Annotated in this window: 4 protein-coding genes; all 4 read left to right on the forward strand. The window is 66.5% G+C overall.

Annotated elements, in window-relative coordinates; genetic code table 11:
- Window positions 1-579 (forward strand): gamma-glutamyltransferase (locus ENZ75_RS25105; protein WP_206617098.1); only part of this gene is annotated, 579 nt, incomplete at its 5' end.
- An 88-nt stretch (window positions 580-667) separates the two neighbouring features.
- Window positions 668-2,194, forward strand: coding sequence for an acyl--CoA ligase (locus tag ENZ75_RS25110; protein ID WP_063170421.1), 1,527 nt, complete (start codon window positions 668-670; stop codon window positions 2,192-2,194).
- A 2-nt stretch (window positions 2,195-2,196) separates the two neighbouring features.
- Window positions 2,197-3,177 carry a 2-dehydropantoate 2-reductase gene (locus ENZ75_RS25115; RefSeq protein WP_013528521.1) on the forward strand — a complete coding sequence of 327 codons (981 nt, stop codon included), beginning with the start codon at window positions 2,197-2,199 and terminating at the stop codon, window positions 3,175-3,177.
- 95 nt (window positions 3,178-3,272) lie between these two features.
- Window positions 3,273-3,589: VOC family protein (locus tag ENZ75_RS25120; RefSeq protein ID WP_164887985.1), on the forward strand; the 317-nt coding region annotated here is incomplete at its 3' end.

Raw genomic sequence — 3,589 nt, forward strand, 5'->3', positions numbered from 1 at the left:
ATCACGCATCTGCCGCGCGTCGAGCTGCCCGGCAGCGACACGGTCTATATCTCCATCGTCGACCGCGACCGCAACGCGGTCTCCTTCATCAACTCGACCTATTATTCGTTCGGCAGTGGCGTCGTCGGCCCGAAGACCGGTATCGTGCTGCAGAACCGTGGTTCGAGCTTCCGCCTCGACCCGGCGCATCCGAACGCGATCGCGCCGGGCAAGCGGCCGATGCACACGATCATGCCGGGCATGGCGACGAAGAACGGCCGCGTGGTGATGCCGTTCGGCGTCATGGGCGGCGGTTACCAGCCGTTTGGCCATGTCCACCTGCTCACCAACATGATCGATTTCGGCATGGACCCGCAGCAGGCACTGGATGCGCCGAGGGTGTTTTACAACGATGACACAGTGGAAGCCGAGCGTGGCGTTCCCACTGATGCAACCGAGGGCCTGCGCCGGCGCGGCCACCGCATCGCCGAACCGCATCATCCGCTTGGCGGGGGGCAGGTGGTGCTGATCGACTGGGAGAAGGGGACGCTGACCGGCGCTTCCGATCCGCGCAAGGATGGTTTGGCGCTTGGCTATTGAGGTGATCCGTTGTCCAATGGCGCCCATATCGAGGCAAGCCCGTCAGAAGGGCTCTCGCCAGTAATCGTTCGAAATCCAGCCGGTGATCATGACCCAAACTGAAACCCACGCAGATCTCTCCCGCCGTCTCGCCGCCGGCGCCGACGACGCCCCCGCCATTCTGGCGCCCGACAGGGCAACGCTCAGCCATGGCGGATTGCGCAGCATGATCGCCGACACGGCAAAACAGCTGCATGCGCGCGGCATCGGCCGCGGCGACAGGGTGGCGATCGTGCTGCCGAACGGGCCCGAGATGGCCACCGCCTTCGTCGCCGTGGCGGCCGCCGCCTCTACGGCGCCGCTCAACCCCGCCTACCGGGCCGACGAGCTCGATTTCTACCTGACCGACATCGGCGCCAAGGCGATCCTCGTCGCGGAGGGTGAGACCGGCCCCGCGGTGACGGTGGCCGAACGCCTCGGCATCGGCGTGCTGCGGCTCGTCGTGCAGCCCGGCACACCGGCCGGCAGTTTTGCTATCGAGGGCGCGGCGATCGGACCGAAGGCCGCGCCCGACATGGCGCAAGACAGCGACATTGCGCTGCTGCTGCATACCTCCGGCACGACATCGCGTCCAAAACTGGTGCCGCTCAGCCATGCCAACATCGCGGCCTCGGCAGCTCATATCGGCGGCACGCTTGGCCTGACGGCCGATGACCGTTGCCTCAATATCATGCCGCTGTTCCACATTCACGGCCTGATCGCGGCCGTGCTGTCGTCGCTGGCTGCCGGCGGCAGCATCTACTGCACGCCGGGTTTCAACGCGCTGCGCTTCTTCCAGTGGCTGAGCGAGGCGCAGCCGAGCTGGTACACGGCGGTGCCGACCATGCATCAGGCGATCCTGGCCCGCGCGGCACGCAACACCGAGGCGCTGGCGGCGGCGCGCCTGCGCTTCATCCGCTCGTCCTCGGCGTCGCTGCCGGCGCAGGTAATGACTGAGCTGGAAGCGACCTTCGGCTGCCCAGTGATCGAATCCTACGGGATGACCGAGGCGGCTCACCAGATGGCCTCGAACCGGCTGCCGCCGGGCCAGCGCAAGCCCGGCAGCGTTGGTGCCTCCGCCGGGCCGGAGGTGGCTGTGATGGCGCCCGACGGGCGGCTGCTCGATGCAGGCGAGTCCGGCGAGATCGTCATCCGCGGGCCCAATGTCACGACGGGCTACGAAAAGAACCCGGATGCCAACGCCACGGCTTTCGCGCATGGCTGGTTCCACACCGGCGACCAGGGCGTGCTGGACGGGGACGGCTATCTCAGGGTCACCGGTCGGCTCAAGGAGATCATCAATCGCGGCGGCGAAAAGATCTCGCCACTCGAGGTCGACGATGTGCTGATGGACCATCCGGCGGTGGCACAGGTCGTCACCTTCGCCATGCCGCATGACAAGCTTGGCGAGGAGGTGGCGGCGGCGGTTGTGCTGCGCGAAGGCATCAGCGCCGCTGAGAGCGACATCCGCACCTATGCCGCGACGCGGCTTGCCGACTTCAAAGTGCCGCGCAAGATCCTGATCCTGGACGAGATCCCCAAGGGCGCGACCGGCAAATTGCAGCGCATCGGCCTTGCCGCCAAACTCGGGCTTTGACGATGAAGATCACCATCTTCGGCGCCGGTGCGATCGGCGGCTATCTCGCTGCCAAGCTTGCCGCCGCCGGCCGCACCGATCTCTCGATCGTCGCGCGCGGCGCCCATCTGGAAGCGATCAAGGCAGATGGCCTGCGCCTGATCGAGGATGGCCAGGAGACGTCCGTCCCCGTCCGGGCCGCCGCCAAGGCCGAGGAACTTGGCGTGCAGGATTATGTCGTGCTGGCGCTGAAGGCCCATTCCCTCACCCCGGCGCTCGACCAGATCGCACCGCTGCTTGGGGACCACACATCAGTCGTCACCATGCAGAACGGCGTGCCGTGGTGGTATTTCCACGGCGTCGGCGGGCCGCTCGAAGGCACCAGGCTGAACGCGGTCGATCCCGGCGGCGCGATCTGGCAGCGGATTGGACCGGACCGCGTCATCGGCTCGGTCGTCTATCCCGCGGTCGAGGTCGATGCGCCGGGGCTCATCCGCCATGTCGAGGGCAAACGCTTCTCGCTCGGCGAACCCTCGGGCGAGCGCAGCGAACGGGTCACGCTTCTGGCCGAGGAGATGGTCAAGGGCGGCTTGCAGGCGCCGGTGCGCGAAGACATCCGCAGCGAGATCTGGGTAAAACTGTGGGGCAATCTTTCGTTCAACCCGATCTCGGCGCTGACCGGCAGCACGCTTGCCGCGATCGTTGCCGACGAGGGCACCCGCACGCTCGCCCGCACCATGATGCTGGAGGCGCAGGCGATCGGCGAAAGCCTCGGCGTGCGTTTTCCCATCGCGGTCGACCGGCGCATCAAGGGCGCCGGCGATGTCGGCGAGCACAAGACCTCGATGCTGCAGGACCTGGAGCGTGGCCGGCCGATGGAGATCGACGCGCTGGTGAGCGCGGTGCAGGAACTTGGCAGGCTAACGGACAAGCCGACCCCGACCATCGATGCCGTGCTGGCGCTGGTGCGGCGGCTGGCGGTGGAACGCGGGTGTTATGGATAATGGGCTCGGGGTTGATCAGCACCGTGGCGAGGGCGCGACGATCCAGGCCTTGAAGCGCCTTGGCCTCATCTCCCAGCTTGACCAGGGTTAGCAGCATGCTGAACGCCATTCACCACGTCGCGCTCATCTGCACCGACTACGACCGGTCGCGACGGTTCTACGTCGAACTCCTCGGCCTCGATCTGATCCGGGAGGTTTATCGGGAGGAGCGGCAGTCATGGAAGGCGGATCTGCGGATCGGGTCGGCCCAACTGGAATTGTTCTCCTTCCCTGCACCGGCGACGCGGCCGTCCCACCCAGAGGCTACAGGCCTGAGACATCTGGCATTCGCGGTGGCTAATCTTGATCCCGTGATTATCCGCCTGGAAGCCGCAGGCGTTGCCGTCGAGCCAATCCGGATCGATCCATACAC

It is taken from the genome of Mesorhizobium sp. M7A.F.Ca.CA.002.04.1.1 (assembly GCF_004022805.1).
GTDB lineage: Bacteria > Pseudomonadota > Alphaproteobacteria > Rhizobiales > Rhizobiaceae > Mesorhizobium > Mesorhizobium ciceri.

Bases quoted from the DNA above. Each gene is read 5' to 3' on its own strand.
- ENZ75_RS25110 (WP_063170421.1), top strand. From the start codon at position 668: ATGACCCAAACTGAAACCCACGCAGATCTCTCCCGCCGTCTCGCCGCC.
- ENZ75_RS25115 (WP_013528521.1), top strand. From the start codon at position 2,197: ATGAAGATCACCATCTTCGGCGCCGGTGCGATCGGCGGCTATCTCGCT.